The organism is Streptomyces sp. Da 82-17 (assembly GCF_046098215.1).
GTDB lineage: Bacteria > Actinomycetota > Actinomycetes > Streptomycetales > Streptomycetaceae > Streptomyces.
The window spans coordinates 57598-73636 of the sequence record NZ_JBJURH010000015.1; the positions used below are offsets into that span (position 1 = coordinate 57598).

At 72.1% G+C, this 16039-nt stretch carries 14 protein-coding genes; 1 reads left to right on the top strand and 13 read right to left on the bottom strand.

The window, feature by feature from the left end; translation table 11 throughout:
- Positions 1-2: 2 nt before the first annotated feature.
- From ACIDOF_RS24265 to ACIDOF_RS24325, 13 genes are all read right to left on the bottom strand, one after another.
- Positions 3-650, bottom strand: coding sequence for a 1-hydroxy-2-methyl-2-butenyl 4-diphosphate reductase (locus ACIDOF_RS24265; protein ID WP_409008175.1), 648 nt, complete (start codon positions 648-650; stop codon positions 3-5).
- Positions 650-2653, bottom strand: a complete 2004-nt coding sequence (shc, locus tag ACIDOF_RS24270) for a squalene--hopene cyclase (RefSeq protein ID WP_409008176.1) — start codon at positions 2651-2653, stop codon at positions 650-652. The genes ACIDOF_RS24265 and shc overlap by 1 nt, the downstream gene beginning before the upstream one ends.
- A gap of 162 nt (positions 2654-2815) precedes the next feature.
- On the bottom strand, positions 2816-3928 hold the full coding sequence (locus tag ACIDOF_RS24275; RefSeq protein ID WP_409008177.1) for a polyprenyl synthetase family protein: 1113 nt from the start codon (positions 3926-3928) through the stop codon (positions 2816-2818).
- Positions 3925-5295 (bottom strand): hydroxysqualene dehydroxylase HpnE, encoded by a 1371-nt coding sequence (gene hpnE, locus ACIDOF_RS24280; RefSeq protein ID WP_409008178.1) that lies wholly within the window; start codon positions 5293-5295, stop codon positions 3925-3927. Before hpnE ends, ACIDOF_RS24275 begins: the two co-directional genes overlap by 4 nt.
- Positions 5292-6248 carry a presqualene diphosphate synthase HpnD gene (hpnD, locus tag ACIDOF_RS24285; protein ID WP_409008179.1) on the bottom strand — a complete coding sequence of 319 codons (957 nt, stop codon included), beginning with the start codon at positions 6246-6248 and terminating at the stop codon, positions 5292-5294. Before hpnD ends, hpnE begins: the two co-directional genes overlap by 4 nt.
- A gap of 8 nt (positions 6249-6256) precedes the next feature.
- Positions 6257-7162 (bottom strand): squalene synthase HpnC, encoded by a 906-nt coding sequence (hpnC, locus tag ACIDOF_RS24290; protein WP_409008180.1) that lies wholly within the window; start codon positions 7160-7162, stop codon positions 6257-6259.
- Between the two features lie 278 nt (positions 7163-7440).
- On the bottom strand, positions 7441-8232 hold the full coding sequence (locus ACIDOF_RS24295; protein ID WP_409008181.1) for an ABC transporter ATP-binding protein: 792 nt from the start codon (positions 8230-8232) through the stop codon (positions 7441-7443).
- Positions 8225-9169: an ABC transporter permease gene (locus ACIDOF_RS24300; protein ID WP_409008182.1), complete on the bottom strand. Its 945-nt coding sequence runs from the start codon at positions 9167-9169 to the stop codon at positions 8225-8227. Before ACIDOF_RS24300 ends, ACIDOF_RS24295 begins: the two co-directional genes overlap by 8 nt.
- Before the next feature lie 103 nt (positions 9170-9272).
- Positions 9273-10145, bottom strand: coding sequence for a glycosyltransferase family 2 protein (locus ACIDOF_RS24305; RefSeq protein ID WP_409008288.1), 873 nt, complete (start codon positions 10143-10145; stop codon positions 9273-9275).
- Positions 10146-10162: 17 nt separating this feature from the next.
- On the bottom strand, positions 10163-10942 hold the full coding sequence (locus ACIDOF_RS24310) for a CDP-alcohol phosphatidyltransferase family protein (RefSeq protein WP_409008183.1): 780 nt from the start codon (positions 10940-10942) through the stop codon (positions 10163-10165).
- Positions 10920-11987: an iron-containing alcohol dehydrogenase family protein gene (locus ACIDOF_RS24315; RefSeq protein WP_409008184.1), complete on the bottom strand. Its 1068-nt coding sequence runs from the start codon at positions 11985-11987 to the stop codon at positions 10920-10922. Before ACIDOF_RS24315 ends, ACIDOF_RS24310 begins: the two co-directional genes overlap by 23 nt.
- A complete protein-coding gene (locus ACIDOF_RS24320; RefSeq protein ID WP_409008185.1) occupies positions 11975-12727 on the bottom strand; it encodes a sugar phosphate nucleotidyltransferase in 753 nt (250 codons plus the stop codon). The genes ACIDOF_RS24315 and ACIDOF_RS24320 overlap by 13 nt, the downstream gene beginning before the upstream one ends.
- Positions 12724-14532, bottom strand: coding sequence for a DUF5941 domain-containing protein (locus ACIDOF_RS24325; protein WP_409008289.1), 1809 nt, complete (start codon positions 14530-14532; stop codon positions 12724-12726). Before ACIDOF_RS24325 ends, ACIDOF_RS24320 begins: the two co-directional genes overlap by 4 nt.
- Positions 14533-14956: 424 nt before the next feature.
- Here ACIDOF_RS24325 and ACIDOF_RS24330 point away from each other — a divergent pair, with 424 nt between their 5' ends.
- A complete protein-coding gene (locus ACIDOF_RS24330) occupies positions 14957-15898 on the top strand; it encodes a cation diffusion facilitator family transporter (protein WP_409008186.1) in 942 nt (313 codons plus the stop codon).
- Positions 15899-16039: the final 141 nt, after the last annotated feature.

Genomic DNA, 16039 nt, shown 5'->3' on the forward strand with positions numbered 1-16039 from the left:
GCTCACCTCCTGGGGAGCAGCAAAGAACGGTGCCATTCATAAAAAGCCGGAAGGATGCCGCGTAGAACGCGGAAAGCCGATATTCCACCGCGCACCGTGCCGATCCGGACGAGCTCATGCTCAGGAGCGTCCACGACCACCCGTACGGCCGCAACCGGGCGGGCCCCCACCCGGGCCGCCGCCCGCAGCGTCGCCGCGGACTCCATGTCGACGGCGATGGCGCCCCCGGCACGCAGCTCGGCCCGCTCGTGGCCGCGCACCACATGGTCGGAGCCGGTGAGGCCGCCGGTGTGCACGGTCCGCCCGGGCACGGCCTTGACCAGCTCTTTCACCAGAATCTCGGCGCCTTCGCAGACCGTCGAGCCGTACGTGTCACGGGTCGCGTCGGCGACCACCAGGTCGCCGGGGTGCATGCCGGGCGCGAGGCCCGCGCAGAAGCCGGTGGCGAGGACCGCCGCCCCGTCGAGGCCGGGACCGCCGAGCGTGCGCGTCACCGCACGCTCGGCCGCCTTCGGCCCCATGCCCGTCCGCACCACGGTGACCGGGAGGCCCGCACCGCCGCGCTCCCCCGTCCGCAGCGCGAGGCTCTCGATGCGCAACGCACAGGCGATGAGCAGCGGCGGTACGTGCTCCGCCGCACCGTCGGCCATCAGTCCGCCCCGCGTCCCGGCCCGTCTCCGGCCCCCCGCCCCGGCGCGTGCCCGGTGCCGTGGACGTACCGGCCGAGCGCGGTCAGCGGGAAGACCTGCCGGTACAGGTGGTAGTTGATCGAGAAGTCCCAGGGGAACCCGGTGCCGGTGAAGTACGGCTCGTCCCAAGACCCGTCGGCGTTCTGCGTCCCGGCGAGCCAGGCGACGCCGCGCTCGACGGCCTTCGAGCCCCGCTCGTCCGCGGCGAGCAGCGCCAGCAGCGCCCAGGCGGTCTGCGACGCGGTGGACTCGCCGCTCGCCACCCACTCCGGGTCGACGTACGAGCGCAGGTCCTCGCCCCAGCCGCCGTCCTCGTTCTGCACCGACTCCAGCCAGCGCACCGCCCGCCGGATCGCCGGGTGCGAGGCGGGCAGGCCGGCCGCGACCAGGGCCGGGACGACCGAGCCCGTGCCGTACAGGTAGTTCACGCCCCAGCGGCCGAACCAGGCGCCGCTCGCCTCCTGCTCCGCGAGCAGCCAGGCGATGCCCCGCCGGGTCCGCGGGTCGCCGGCCTTCCCCTCGTACGCGAGCATCTCGACGACGTGCGCGGTGACGTCGGCGGAAGGCGGGTCGATGACCTCGCCGAAGTCGCAGAACGGCAGCCGGTTGGGGAAGGCGCTGGTGTTGTCGACGTCGAAGGCGCCCCAGGCCCCGTCCTTCGACTGCATGCCGAGGTTCCACTCGACGCCCCGGCGGATCGCCGCGTCGACGCGGGCGGGCTCGGGGTGCCGCACCCGGCGCAGGGCCAGGGCGACCTCGGCGGTGTCGTCGATGTCCGGGTAGTTGTCGTTGTGGAACTCGAACGCCCAGCCGCCGGGGGCGAGTTCGGGCCTGCGCACCGACCAGTCGCCGGGCCGGGTGATCTGCTCGGCGAGCATCCAGTCGGCGGCCTTGACCAGGCGCGGGTCGTCGGCGGGCACCCCGGCGTCGGCGAGCGCGATGGTCGCGAGGCAGGTGTCCCAGACGGGCGACTGGCAGGCCTCGATCATCCGCGCCCCGTCGTCCCGCCACACCGCGAACCGGTCGAGGGAGGCGAGGCCCTCGCGGAGCACCGGGTGGTCGAGGTCGTAGCCGAGGAGGTGCAGGGCGATCACCGAGTACACGGCCGGGGGCTGGATGCCGCCCCAGCAGCCGTCGTTCTCCTGCCGCTCGACGATCCAGCGGCCCGCCGAGCGCATCGCCATCCGCCGCAGCCCGGGCACGGCCACCTTGTGGTACGCGTGCAGCGCCTTGTCGAGCCGCTCGAACACACCGTCCCAACTGGCCAGCGGCGCCGGGGACTTGGGCGGGTTCGGGTTGCTCGGGTCGGTGTGCAGCTCGTCGAGCGGGAACGGCGCGGGCCGCACCGGCCGCTTCGCGGACACGATGGTGAGCGGCACGATGGTCTGGCGGGCCCAGCAGCCGAAGTCGTAGATGTTGAGCGGGAACCACTTCGGCAGGTAGATGAGTTCCGGCGGGAGTTCCGGCAGATCGTCCCACTTCCACCAGCCGAACAGGGCCAGCCAGATGCGGGTGAAGACCCGGGCGCGGGCGATGCCGCCGCGGGAGCGGATCCAGGCCGAGGCCCGCGCCATGTGCGGCGCCTCGGGGTCGTCCCCGGCGAGCCGCAGGGCGACGTACGCCTCGACGGTGGTGGAGAGCTCGCCGGGGCCGCCGTAGAAGGTGGCCCAGGTGCCGTCCTCGCGCTGCTCGCCGCGGATGAACAGGGCGGCGGCCCGGGTGGTCCGCTCGTCGCGGATGCCGAGGAACTGGCGCAGAAGCAGGTCTTCCGCGTCCATCGTCACATTGGTCTCGAGGTCGCCCTTCCACCAGCCGTCGGCGTGCTGCCGGGACAGCAGGTGCTCGGTGGCGCGTTCGGTGGCCCGTACGGCCGCCTCGAACGTGTCGGGGCTCTCGTCGGTCTCCGGGGCCGCGGCTGCCCGGGGCGCTGCCGCCCCGGTGCTTCCGTCGGTCGTCGCTGTCATGGCTTCCCCTCCGTGCAGATTCGTGGCTTCTCGAAGTGCTGCTGTGCTGGGGTCCGCCGTCGGCCGGTGGCTGCCTGTGCTCGTCCTGCTGTGGGCGCTGGTCAGCGCACCGGCCGGCGACTGCGATTCATATCCGGGTGCTGCGGAAGACGCGGATGGTGATCATCTCTTTCGTACGACGACGAAGTCGGCCAGGGCGACGAGCTGCCGCCTGACCTTGTCCGGCATGTCCACGCTGTCGAGGGCCTCGACGGCGATGCGGTGCTGCCTGCGCGCCTCCTCGGCGGTCCAGGCACGGCCGCCCGCCTCCTCGATGAGGGCGGCGCGGGCGGCGAACTCCTCCTCCGAGAAGTTCTCGAAGTCGGTGCTCTTGGCGTCGGCGGCGAGCAGCTCGCCCAGCTTCTCGGCGGCCTCGCCCTCGGCGCTCAGGGCGGCGACCACGGGCAGCGACTTCTTGCGCTGGCGCAGGTCGCTCCAGGTCTGCTTGCCGGTCGCGTCCGGGTCGCCCCAGATGCCGAGCAGGTCGTCCACCGCCTGGAAGGCGAGGCCCAGGTGGTAGCCGTAGCGCTCCAGGGCGTCCGCGGTGCGCTCGTCGGCGCCGCCGAGGACCGCGCCGATGGAGACGGCGCAGGCGAGCAGGGCGCCGGTCTTGTTGCCCTCCATCTCCAGGCACTCCTCGACGGTGACCCGCTCGCGGTGCTCGTACGAGATGTCCTGGGCCTGGCCGTCGATCAGCTTCCGGGAGGCGATGGTGAGGCGGCGGGTGGCGCGGCCGGCCTCGACGGTGTCGAGTTCGAGGAGGATCTCGTTGGCGAGGGCGAAGAGGGCGTCGCCGACGAGGATGGCCTGCGCCGGGCCGTGCACCTTCCACACCGTGTCGCGGTGCCGGCGCTGCTCGTCGCCGTCCATCAGGTCGTCGTGGAGCAGCGAGAAGTTGTGCACGAGCTCGACGGCGACGGCGCCGGGGATGCCCACCTCGGGGGCGGCTCCGGCGGCCTCGGCGGAGAGCAGGGCGAGCGCCGGGCGTACCGCCTTGCCGCCGTCGCCCGCGGAGGGGCGGCCCTCGGCGTCGATCCAGCCGAAGTGGTACGCGGCCACGGTGTCCATGGGCGGCGCGAGGCGGTCAACGGCGGCGCGCAGCACCGGCGTTGCCAGGGTCCGCCCGCGGTCGAGCAACCCGCTGACGTCCACGTCCTCGACGTGGTCCGCGACGCCGGCAGCCGAAGGCACAGTCGGCACAGTCTCTCCTCTTGATCCGGTACTGCTACTGCTCATGCCGCCTCCTGAAAGAGATGGTCGTGGGGGCGGCTCAGGGCGGAGAGCGCGGCGCGTGCCGCGGTGGTCCCGCTGCGCACGGCGCCCTCCATGGTCGCGGGCCAGCCGGTGGCCGTCCACGCGCCGGCCAGGTACAGGCCGGGTGCCTCGGTGCGGGCGCCGGGCCGCAGCCGGCCGACGCCAGGGGTGGGAGCGAAGGTCGCGGTGCGCTCCCGGGTGACGAAGAAGTCCCGCACCTGGGCGCCGCGTGCCGCGGGCAGCAGCCGCTCCAGTTCGGGCAGATAGCGGGCCCGCAGCTGTGCGACGGGCGCGTCGATCTCGTCCTGCGCGGCGGACTGGGACACGGCGAGGTACTGCCCGCCCGTGTACCCGGAGGCGTCGGTGCGGTCGAAGACCCACTGCACGGGCGAGCCGACCGCCGCGAAGAACGGCCGCTTGAACACCTTGCGGTCGTACAGGACGTGGACGTTGAGGATCGGGGCGGTGCCGATGCCGAGCAGCGCCTTCGGGTCGTCGAGCGCGCCCTCGGGCAGCAGCTCGTACGCCTCGCGCTGCGGTACGGCGAGGACGACCGCGTCGGCGTCGATCCGCTCGCCGTCCGTGCGGACCTGCCAACTGCCGTTGTCCGTACGGGAGATCGCGTCGGCCTTGGCGCGGGTCTCGACGCGGACGCCGGCCGCGGTGAGGGCCTTGCGGACGAGGGTGTCGTGGAGGTCGCCGAGCGGGACGTGGGCCCAGCCGATGTCGGCGGCGTCGGGCTCGGTGAGCAGGCCGGTCCGGAAGACCATGGCGGCGAGGCCGAGCGAGGCGTCCTGCGCGGTGGCGTTCAGGGTGGCCACGCCGACCAGGTCCCACAGCGCCTCGATCGCCCGCGGCGACTGCCCGCGCGCGGCCAGCCAGGAGCCGAAGTCCTGTGCGTCCAGGGCGGGGTCTGCCGGGTCGAGCCGCTGCAGGGCGAGCGCGGCGCGCCCCACCTTGGCCCGCTCGGCGAGCGAGAGGTGCGGGTAGGTGGACAGGCTCGCGGCGAGGTGCAGCGGCACGGGCAGCGCGGTGCGGCGCAGCCGTCCCAGCCGCATCCGCTCGGCGTCCAGGACGGGGACGTCGAGCCGGTCCTGCAGCGGGGCGAGCGCGGCGCCGCCGATCCGGTCGAGGAACCAGCGGTACGCGGTGCAGCAACGCAGGTACACGTGCTGGCCGTTGTCCACGGAGAGGTCGCCGCGCTTGAACGAGAACGCGAGTCCGCCGAGGCGCGGCCGACCTTCGAGGAGGGTGACGCGCAGGCCGCCGTCGGCGAGCGCGAGGGCGGCGGTGACCCCGGCGAGGCCGCCGCCGACGACGACGGCGGACCTGCTCTCGTACCCGCTCATGCGCGCCTCCTCGTGGCCTTGCGGGCGATGTGCCGGGCGTCCAGCCCGGAGAGGCCGCGCACGGCGACGTACGCCTTCTCGTGGCCGGGGAGCGAGACGCGTCCGCGGAGGACGGCCTCGGGGTCGCGCTCGATGCGGTCGAGGAGGCGGCGGTAGATGCCGGCCATGGCGGCGACGCAGGCGCCGCTGCGCCGGTCGAGCATCGGCAGCAGACGGTACCCCTCGACGAACAGGGCGCGGGCGCGGCGCACTTCGAAGTGCACGAGCCCGGCGAAGTCGGCGCCCCGCGGCGGTTCGGGGCCGAGGAACGCGTCCGTGCAGCCGAACTTGGCGAGGTCGTCCGCCGGCAGGTAGACGCGGCCACCCTCGGCGTCTTCCCGAACGTCCCTGAGGATATTGGTGAGTTGGAGGGCGAGACCGAGCGTGTCGGCGTACTCCGGGGCGCGCTCGGACTGCTGCGCGCCCGGTTCGGTGCCGAAGACGCCGAGCGAGAGCCGCCCGATGGCCCCGGCGACACAGCGGCAGTACGTCTTCAGCTCGTCCCAGGTCTCGTAGGTCTCGCCGCGTACGTCCATGAGGACGCCGTCGATGAGTTCGTCGAGGCCGCCGAGCGGGATCGGGAAGGCGCGCGCGGCGTGAGTGAGGGCGACGGCAACGGGGTCGGTGTCGTCCTCCTCGACGGCGCCGCCGCGCACCCGGTCGAGGAGGCGGCGGGTCTCCTCAAGGCGGGTGTGCTTGACCTCGGCGGGCAGCTCGCCGTCGCCGATGTCGTCGACCCGTCGCGAGAAGGCGTAGAGCGCGGACATGGCGCGCCGCTTGGGCGTCGGCAGCAGTCTGATGCCGTACGCGAAGTTGCGCGCCTGCCCGCCGGTGACGGCCTCGCAGTAGCTGTACGCGGCGAGTACCGGCGCGGACGGCTCCGCGTCCTTGTCGGTGTCCAGTGCGGCACCCATGGTTTCGCTCACCCCTCACCTCGCAGGGTCGCCCCGACCTCGCGCAGCAGCCCGGCCTTCGTGGGCCGCGGCGGTCCGGGGAGTACGTCGTGGCGGGCCGCCTCGACGGCGCGCAGGGCGGCGCGGCCGCCGCCCACGAAGCCCGCGAGCAGCAGCCTGAGCCGCCCGCGCACGCTGTGCACCAGCGGCGCGCCCTCGTCGAGCAGGGCGCGGGCGCGCTCCGCCTCGAACGCGATCAGGGCCCGCACGGGCGCCGTGGCCGTGGGCGCGGCGAGGTCGGACTCCTGCACGTCGAAGCGCTTCATGTCCTCGGCGGGCAGATAGATCCGGTCGCGCGCGAGGTCCTCGGCGACGTCCTGGACGTGCTCGACGATCTGCAGAGCCGTGCACACCGCGTCGGAGCGGCGCACCCGCTCGGGGCTCGTGGTCCCGGTGACGGCGAGGACGAGCCGGCCGACCGGGTTGGCGGAGAGTTCGCAGTAGGCGAGCAGATCCGCGTACGTCGCGTACCGGCCGACCAGCTGGTCCTGCCGGTTGGCCTCGATCAGGCCGAGGAACGGCTCGGGCGTGAGGCGGTGCCGGCGGACCGTGGGCTGGAGCCGGCGCAGCAGCGGGTGGTTCGGGGTGCCGCCGAAGACCCTGCGCAGGTCGGCCTCGTACGCGTCGAGGAGGGCGAGCCGGTCCTCCGCGGCCGCCGGGTCGAGTCCGAGGAGGCGGGCGTCGGCGCCGCCGGGGGCGAGGTCGCCGTCACCGATGTCGTCGACGAGGCGGGCGAAGCCGTAGATCGCGACGAGGTCGGTGCGCCAGGCCCGGGGCAGAAAGAAAGGAGCCACCGGGAAGTTCTCGTCGGCAGCCTTGTCGAGGGTCGCGCGCTCCGGGGCCGCCGGGCGCGCCGTCCGGCTTCCGGTCACCATCGGCCGCCCGGCGCGGGGACGGCTGGAGCCTTGCGGAGTGGGGAGCTTTCCGTAGCCATTGCCGTCACATCTCCCGTTCTACACTGCCAACCCAAGACAGCTCATTTCGGACACGCCGCCGCCCTGTCCAGCTTACGTTGTACAGCCTCGGACGGTATTCGGGGGTGAGCCGCGCTCCAGGTCAGCGCGCCGGTCCGGGTCAACATTCCGCTTTTGTACGGGAGTTGACGGTCAGGGCCCCGCCGGTGCGGGACCGGCGGGGCCCTGGCCTGAATGCACTACTTGCCGGTGAACTTCTCGTACTCCTTGAGGACCTCGTCCGTGGGACCGTCCATGCGGAGTTCGCCGCGTTCCAGCCACAGGACGCGGTCGCAGGTGTCGCGGATCGACTTGTTGTTGTGGCTGACCAGGAAGACCGTGCCGGCCTCCTTGCGGAGCTCGCGGATCCGGGCCTCGGAGCGCTTCTGGAACTTGCGGTCGCCGGTGGCCAGGGCCTCGTCGATCATCAGGACGTCGTGGTCCTTGGCGGCCGCGATGGAGAAGCGCAGGCGGGCCGCCATGCCGGAGGAGTAGGTGCGCATCGGCAGGGTGATGAAGTCGCCCTTCTCGTTGATGCCCGAGAAGTCGACGATGTCCTGGTAGCGCGCCTTGATCTGCTCGCGGGACATGCCCATCGCGAGCCCGCCGAGTATGACGTTCCGCTCGCCCGTCAGGTCGTTCATCAGGGCCGCGTTCACGCCGAGCAGGGAGGGCTGGCCGTCGGTGTAGACCTTGCCCTTCTCCGCCGGGAGCAGGCCCGCGATGGCGCGGAGCAGGGTGGACTTGCCGGAGCCGTTGGAGCCGATCAGGCCGATGGCCTCGCCGCGGTAGGCGGTGAAGGAGACGCCCTTGACGGCGTGCACCTTGCGTACGCCGCGCTCCTCGCCGCGCTTGACGATCCGGCTCAGGGCGGCGGTGGCGCTGCCCTTGCCCTTCGCGCCCGCGTTGACGCGGTACACGATGTGCAGCTCGTCGGCGATGACGGTGGGGACGCGGGGCTGCTGTGCTTCTTCGGAGGTCTGCTCAGCCACGGCCGTACTTCTCCTCTGCCTTCCAGAAGTAGATGAACCCGCCGACGCCGAGGAGCAGCGCCCAGCCGAGGCCGAGGGCCCACACGTGGTCGGGCAGCGCGGGCAGCGTCTCCGCGCCGTTGCCGGTGATCAGGGCGTCGCGCATCAGGTCCATGTAGACCGCCGCCGGGTTGGCGAGCAGCGCCTCGGCGATCCAGCCGGGGGCGGTGACCTTGGTGAGCATGTAGTCGAGCGGGAACATCACGCCGGACGCGTACATCCACGTACGCATCACGAACGGCATCAGCTGGGCGAGGTCCGGGGTCTTGCTGCCGGCCCTGGCCATGATCAGGGCGAGGCCGGTGTTGAAGACGAACTGCAGCGCGAGCGCGGGCAGGATCAGGAACCAGGACCAGGACGGGTAGTGCCCGAAGCCGATCAGGATGAGCAGCAGCACGATCATCGAGAACAGCAGCTGCTGGAGCTGCTGCAGCGAGAACGAGATCGGCAGCGAGGCGCGCGGGAAGTGCAGCGCGCGCACCAGGCCCAGGTTCCCGGAGATCGAGCGGACGCCGGACATCACCGAGCTCTGCGTGAACGTGAAGACGAAGACGCCGGTCACCAGGAACGGGACGTAGACGTTGTTCTTCATCTCGCCGCGGCCGCCGAGCAGCAGGCCGAAGATCAAGAAGTAGACCAGGGCGTTGAGCAGCGGCGTCGCCACCTGCCAGAGCTGGCCGAGCTTGGCCTGGCTGTACTGCGCGGTCAGCTTGGCCTGCGAGAAGGCGAGGATGAAGTGCCGGCGGTCCCACAGCTGTCCGACGTACTCGAACAGGCCGGGGCGGGCCCCGGACTGCGCGAGGCCGTACTTGGCGGCGAGCTCGGCCGGAGCAAGCCCGTCATCGGGCGACGGTGGTGCGCTCACCGCGACTGGACCGTCATGCGTTGTCTCACTCACAAGGGGAAACTTTCGTCTTCAAGATGCGCTGCCGGGTTCGGCGCAGCGGAAACCGCGGGCCTGGGTCGGGCCCTGGGCCCAGATGCTGCCAGACCCGAGCTTGTCAGATGACAGGAGGGCGGCCCAGTCGGGTCAGTCTCCAGACCGTGCGCCACTTCATCGGGCGGCGCGGGCCGCAGGGGCTCGTCCAGCCCTCCTTGAACCCGCCGAACCACGCCTTGAGCGCGGGCCGCGAGGGGCGCCGGGCGAGCGTGAGCAGCAGCCACACCCCGAGGTAGACGGGGACGAGCAGCGCGGGCAGGTTGCGGCGGGCCAGCCAGACCCGGTTGCGGGCGACCATGCGGTGGTAGACCGCGTGCCGGGAGGGAGCCGTGGTCGGGTGGTGCAGGACCATGTCGGCCCGGTAGTCGATCATCCAGCCGGCGTCGAGGGCGCGCCAGGCGAGGTCGGTCTCCTCGTGCGCGTAGAAGAAGTCGTCCGGGAGTCCGCCGACCTGGGCGAAGACCTCCGTGCGCACGGCGTTGGCGCCGCCGAGGAACGTGGTGACGCGGGAGCTTCGCATCGGGTCGGCGGCGCGCAGCCGCGGCACGTGCCGGCGCTGGGTCTCGCCGGTGTCCGGGTCGGCGATGCGGAAGCTGATGATGCCGAGCTCGGGGTCGGCGGCGAACGCCTCGCGGCAGAGCTGGGCGGTGTCGGTGCGGGGCAGGAGGCCGTCGTCGTCCAGGAAGAGGAGGACGTCGACGTCCCGGCCGCCGGGGCCGAAGGCCTCGATGCCGACGTTGCGGCCGCCGGGGATGCCGAGGTTCTCGGGGAGCTCGATGGTGCGTACGCCCGCGGGGACGTCCGGGACCGGGGAGCCGTTGCCGACGACGACCACCTCGACCCGGTCGCCGTCCTGCTTGGCGACGGAGTCGAGGAGGTCGCGCAGCTCCTCGGGGCGGTTGCCCATCGTGATGATGACGGCGCCGACCTTCAGGGGCTTCGTGGGCGTACTCACTTGAGCCTGCTCGAGACGAGGATGGACACGAGGTGCAGCAGGGTCTGCAGCAGCGCGATGCCGGCGAGGACCGCGACGCCGAGCCGGGAGAAGAACAGGTCGCCCCGGATGCTGTCGACGACCGCGATGGCCAGGATCAGCAGGGACGCCTCCACGCCGAGGATCAGGCGGTGGAACTTCAGCGCGGCGGCGGCCTTGCGGGCCAGGGCCATGCCGGAGGAGCGCGGCTCGGCGGCCGACTCCTGCACCGGCGGCTTGCCGGCCTGGTGGCGGGCCACGCCGACCAGGTCCGTCTCGGCCTTGATCAGGATCGCGCCGAGCGCGGCGAGCGTGCCGAGGAACGCCCACAGCCAGTCGATGCGCCCGGAGCCCCACAGGTCGGCGGCGCGCAGGCCGAAGCCGACCAGGACCGCGGCGTCGCAGAGGTACGCGGCGACGCGGTCCAGGTAGACGCCCGCCATCGAGTACTGCTTCTTCCAGCGGGCGATCTCGCCGTCGACGCAGTCGAGCAGCAGGTAGAGCTGGACCGCGAGCACTCCGAGCACGGCGCCCGTGATCCCCGGCACGAGCAGTGCCGGGGCCGCGAGGGCGCCCGCGAGGGTCATCACGTAGGTCAGCTGGTTGGGCGTGACCTTGGTGTTCACCAGGTGGCGGTCGATGCGCAGGGAGACCTCGCGCATGTAGAGCCGGCCGGCCCAGTGCTCGCCGCTCCGCCGGTCCTTCACACCCGGGGGGTGAACGACCGGCCGGAGCTCAGCTACCGATGGCTTTTGCATAGTCGGCGTATGCGTCCCTGATCTGTGCGGCGTTGAGGTCGAGGTGCTCGAGGATGGTGTAGCGGCCCGGCCGGGTCTGCGGAGCGAACTCCACGACCTGTACGAACTCGTCCACGGTGAAGCCGATCTCCTCGGGCGTGACGGGCAGGCCGTGGCGGCGCAGCACGTCGGCCATGTAGCCGGACTCCTCGCGGGCACCGCGCAGATGCATCGCGAAGGCCGCGCCCAGACCGCACTGCTCGCCGTGGCTGGCGGCGCGCTTGGGGAAGATCAGGTCGAAGGCGTGGTTGATCTCGTGGCAGGCGCCGGAGGCGGGCCGGGAGTCGCCGGAGACGGACATGGCGATACCGGTCAGCACCAGGCCCTCGGCCAGGACCTGCAGGAAGCCGTCGTCGCCGACGCCGCCGGGGTGCCGGAGCACGGCCTCGCCGGCCTGGCGGGCCATGGCGGCCGCGAGTCCGTCGATGTCCTCGCCGCGCTCGCGGGCGGCGAGCTCCCAGTCCGCGACCGCGGAGATGTTGGACAGGGCGTCGCCGATGCCGGAGCGCACGAAGCGGACCGGCGCCTCCCGGATGATGTCGAGGTCGATGACGACCGCGATCGGGTTCGGCACACCGTACGAGCCGCGCCCGGCGTCGTTGTCGAGGGTCGCGACCGGGGAGCACAGGCCGTCGTGCGACAGGTTCGTCGCGACGGCGACCAGCGGCAGGCCGACGCGGGCCGCGGCGAACTTGGCGCAGTCGATGATCTTGCCGCCGCCGAGGCCGACGACCGCGTCGTAGCGGCCCGCCTTCTTTATGTCGTCGGCGAGCTTGATCGCGTCGTCCAGGGTGCCGCCGCCGACCTCGAACCACTCGGCGCGGGGCAGCGAGGGTTCGAGGCGGGCGCGCAGGGCGGCGCCCGAGCCACCGCTGATCGCGATGGCCAGGCGCCCCGTGGACGACGAGATGCGCTGGTCGGCCAGGACCCCGGCGAGGTCGTTCAGGGCCCCGGCGCGGATGTCGACGACGACCGGCGAGGGGATGAGCCTCGTCAGTACTGGCACGCGATCTCCCTGGCCTTGGCGAGGTCGTCGTGGTTGTCGATCTCGACCCAGGACACGTCGCCGATCGGGGCGACGTCGACCTTGAAGCCGCGGTTCACGAGCTCCTGGTAGCCGTCCTCGTAGTAGAGCTGCGGGTCGCGCTCGTACGTGGCCTTCAGGGCGTCGGCGAGCTCGTCGGCGGCCTCGCCCTCGATGAGGGTGACGCCGATGTACTCGCCGGTGGCCTCGGACGGGTCCATCAGCTTGGTGATGCGCTGCACGCCCTTGTCGGGGTCGACGACGACCTTCATCTCCTCGTCGCCCAGGTCCTTGACGGTGTCCAGGGCGAGGATGATCTTCTTGCCGTCGCCGCGGGCGGCGAGCAGGGTCTTCTCGACGGAGACCGGGTGCACGGTGTCGCCGTTGGCGAGGATCACCGAGTGCTTGATGGCGTCACGGCCGCACCACAGGGAGTACGCGTTGTTCCACTTCTCGGCGACGTCGTTCTCGATGAGCGTCAGCTTCAGGCCGTACTTCGCCTCCAGGGCGGCCTTGCGCTCGTACACGACCTCCTTGCGGTAGCCGACGATGATGCCGACCTCCTCGAGGCCGATCTCGGCGAAGTTCTTCAGGGTGAGGTCGAGGACGGAGAGCTCGTTCTCGGTTCCCTCGCCCACCACGGGCACCAGCGCCTTGGGAAGCGTCTCGGTGTAGGGGCGAAGCCGACTGCCGGCGCCGGCGGCCAGGACGAGGCCGATCATGCGGGTTCTCCTTCATCGTGTACGGCGGGTGCGCCTTCGTTGTGAGCGGACACCCAGAAGCGGATGCTCTCGACGAGCACCACGAGCGCCACGGCCACGGCGAGAACCGTGAGCGCGACGGTGAAACCTTGTGCGGGCAGCAGTGCGGCGGCGAGTATGACCGCAAGGGTTCTGCCTTCCTGCCCCCCGATCGCGCGCACCAGCCAGAGCGGGGGCGCGCCGGCGCCACCGCGGATGCGGTACACCGTGTCGTAGTGATGGTAGGCGACCGCGGCCACCAGTCCGAAAGCCGCGGGCAAGGCCCCGTTCACGTCCGCGGCGGCCGCGAGGGCGAGCACCGTGAGGTACTCGGCGGCCCGGAAGAACGGCGGAACGAGCCAGTCCAGGGCGCCCTTGAGGGGCCGGGCGAGCGCGAAGCCGGAGGTGATCACGTACACCACCGCGGCGACGATCACCCACGTGCTGCCGTACGACGTGAGAGCTGCCACAGCCACGAGGAGCGCGGCGCCGGCGAAGGCGGTCGCGGGGGCGGGCAGCGGCAGGCGCGGCTTCAGGGCGGCGAAGGACTCGGCGAGCCAGCCGTTGTCGGCGAGGTCCGCGAGGGCGCGCGCGGCGCGGTCGGTGCGGTGGGCCTTGCGGGTCACGGAGCGCAGGACGCGGCCCGCGGTGGTGTAGCAGGCGGCGAAGGCGCAGCCGATCAGCAGCACCCAGAAGGTGATGCGGGGCGTGGTGACCGCGGTGAGCACGGCGATCAGGGCCCAGCGCTCACCGATGGGCAGCACGATCATGCGCCGCACCCAGACCGTCCAGCCGACGCTGTCGAGCTTGCCCGAAAGGGCCGCCGTGGGGCTGGTGTTGGCGGTCGCGTCGTGGTTGGCCTCGTTGAACGAGAAGTCGACCACGTGCCGGCAGGTCTGCAGCACCATCGCGCCGAGGGCGAGCGCCCACACGTCGTCGCCGTTCGCGTTGGCGGCGCCGAGGGCGAGTCCCGCGTAGTAGGCGTACTCCTTGGCGCGGTCGAAGGTGGCGTCGAGCCAGGCGCCCATCGTCGAGTACTGCAGCGAGTAGCGGGCCAGCTGGCCGTCGGTGCAGTCGAGGACGAAGGAGAGGATCAGCAGGACGCCGGCGGCGACGAAGCCGAGCCGGGTGCCGGTGGCGGCGCAGCCCGCGGCGATCAGCGCGGTGGCGAGGGACGCGGTGGTGACCTGGTTCGGGGTCAGCCCCCGCTGGGCGCACCAGCGGGCGAGGTACTTGGAGTACGGGCTGATGCAGTGCGTGGTGAAGAACCCGTCGCGGGACTTCACGGCCGTACGGAGGCGGATCTCCTCCTCGTCCACGGCGGCCACGGCCTGCCGGGCCTCGTTGCGGGCCTGCGGGTCGGCGGGGACGGTGGCGACGAGGGCGCCGAGTTCGGGGCGGTGCAGCGGTACGTCGTCCGCTTCGAGCTCCGCGGCTATGCGGTCGGCCACGAGGTCGGTGCGCAGCGCGGTGTCGCCGGCCGGGGCCTCGGCGGCCGCGCGGACGGCGCGGGCGAGGGCGGCGCGGGCGGACGGCTGCGCGGTGACGGCGCCGGGGACGGCGCTCGCCGGGAAGCGCGGGTCGGTGAGGCCGAGGCGCAGGGCGTGCACATGGCCGACGAAGCCCGCGTCGACGAGCGCGACCCGCTCGCCGGCCGGGGCCCGGTCGAGCAGGGCCTCGACGTCCGCTGCTCGCGAGGCGACCCGCACGTCGAAGCCGAGGCCTTGGAGGTCGCCCTCGAGCGACGAGCCAGGGACCGGCTGACCGGTGAGGATGGCGGTCGACAGACGAACTCACTCCTTGGGGGTCGGCGCGCGCGGGCGCCGGGCAGCGTGCAAGGCGCCTCCGGCCGAGGGGCGGCCGGGCGGCACGTCGGCAGAGGCTATCGGATGATGGGAAGCGGTAATTCACCGCCCGTTTACGGCCCGATAAGCGCGGTCTGCAAGGCCCTGACCGCATCGGTCATCATCGGTGAACGGGGCCTCGCCCGACAAACCAGCGGTGCGGGGCGCTCTCGGCGACCACCCTCGCAGACGATCTTGCCAGCTCTCTGACCAGGAGTCATTTCCGCAGGTCAGGGCACATGACAACGGTGTTCAACGTCGTGTTGCCCTATACCCCTCCCCCGTAGTTGACTGGCAGTCCCGCCGGCCCGTCGGGCGGTGGGAGACCGACCACAGTTCCGTCCGCGCAGACGACGAGGGGGACCCCATGGGGGCCGGGCACGATCACGGACATGGACACGGCCACGGTGCGCCGCTGACCGGCACGGCCGCGGCCGCGTACAAGGGGCGGCTGCGGATCGCGCTGAGCATCACGGTCTTCGTGATGCTGGTGCAGATCGTCGGCGGCATCGCGGCGAACTCGCTCGCCCTGGTCGCCGACGCCGCGCACATGGCGACGGACGCGCTGGGCCTCGCGATGGCGCTGCTCGCGATCCACTTCGCCAACCGCCCGGCGTCCGGCAACCGCACGTTCGGCTACGCCCGCGCCGAGATACTCGCAGCGCTCGCCAACTGTCTGCTGCTGCTCGGCGTCGGCGGCTTCGTCCTGGTCGAGGCGGTGCAGCGGTTCATCGAGCCCTCGCCCACGCACGGCCCGCTCGCGATCGTCTACGGCGTGATCGGCCTGGTCGCCAACGTGATCTCCCTGACACTGCTGCTGCGCGGCCAGCGGGAGAGCCTGAACGTGCGCGGCGCGTTCCTGGAGGTCCTCGCGGACGCGCTCGGCTCGGCCACGGTGATCGTCGCGGCGACCCTGATCGTGCTCACCGGCTGGCAGGCCTGGGACCCGATCGCCTCGATCGTGATCGGCCTCATGATCGTGCCCCGTACGGTGAAGCTGCTCCGCGAGACGGTCAACGTGCTCCTGGAGTCCGCGCCCAAGGGCGTCGACATGGCCGAGGTGCGGGCGCACATCCTGGAGCTGCCGGGGGTGCGGGACGTGCACGATCTGCACGCCTGGACGATCACCTCGGGGATGCCGGTGCTCTCCGCGCACGTGGTGGTCGACCACGACGTGCTGGACTCGGTGGGGCACGAGAAGCTGCTGCACGAACTGCAGGGCTGCATCGGGGACCACTTCGACGTGGAGCACTGCACGTTCCAGCTGGAGCCGAGCGGACACGAGGCGCACGAGAAGGTCTGCCACTGACCCGTCGGGCGTGCGGCCCTCTCGATCGGCGCGCGCCCGGGTCACCGAACGTGATAATGTGGCCAGCGATCTTGGAGGTGGGTTGATGACTGTCGCGTTCCGCGCTGCCGTGCGCAGCGACATGGTTGTCCCCACTCTCCG